Annotated in this window: 1 pseudogene; it reads left to right on the forward strand. The window is 29.4% G+C overall.

Annotated features, from left to right (window positions below):
- Window positions 1-449 precede the first annotated feature (449 nt).
- A pseudogene (locus FUA24_RS00580) lies at window positions 450-805 on the forward strand (DNA mismatch repair protein MutS); the annotation flags it as partial.

The raw sequence follows: 805 nt of genomic DNA on the forward strand, positions 1-805 counted from the left end.
GAGGCAGACTCTAACCTAATGTCATTAGTTACAAAAATAGGCACATCAAGTGCATACAATTCAGTGTTATTTCCAACGTACAAATCTTGTGCAAAAACAAGGGAAACAAAAAGCAAAGAGCTTGCAAGTGTGATAAAATTTTTCATATTTTGGGGCTAAATGAATGACTCTAAAATACAAAAAAAATCATAATAATAAAAATTACTTTATTTTGATGTGTAATTGCTTATAATTTGAGTTAATTTTGATTAATATTTAAAATGAAATGCTTTAACTATTTTTTAACGCTTTTAGGCGCTATTATTGCTTTGTATGCCAACAACAGCAAAACACAAAATGTATATTTGCTTATAATAGGTATAATTGTACTTATGCTTGGTATTTACCGTATATCTGCAACCATACCAAGCAAAAAAAATAATAATGAATTTGATAATACAACTGATTAAATGAATTTTAAAAAAGGCGATACAGTTTCTGTTTTAGATGAAAATTTATCGGGTATTGTTACAAACATTTCTGGTACAACAATTACTGTTGAAACAGAAGATGGTTTTTTATTAAATTTTGAGGCAAGTGCTTTGGTAAAAGAACAACCTGCTGCTTTAAAAACATCTATTTTTTCGCACAAAAGCTTGCATGCTGTAGTTTCTGAAAAAGAAGAAAAAAAACGCAAAAAACAGCCTAAAGTGAAAGCTAAAGAACGTTTTCAGCCTACAATGGAGGTAGATTTGCATATTAACCAGTTAGTAAAAAATGCAAGCGGTATGAGTAATCATGACATGCTAACACTGCAATTAGATAC

The sequence above is a fragment of the Seonamhaeicola marinus genome (genome assembly GCF_008085455.1).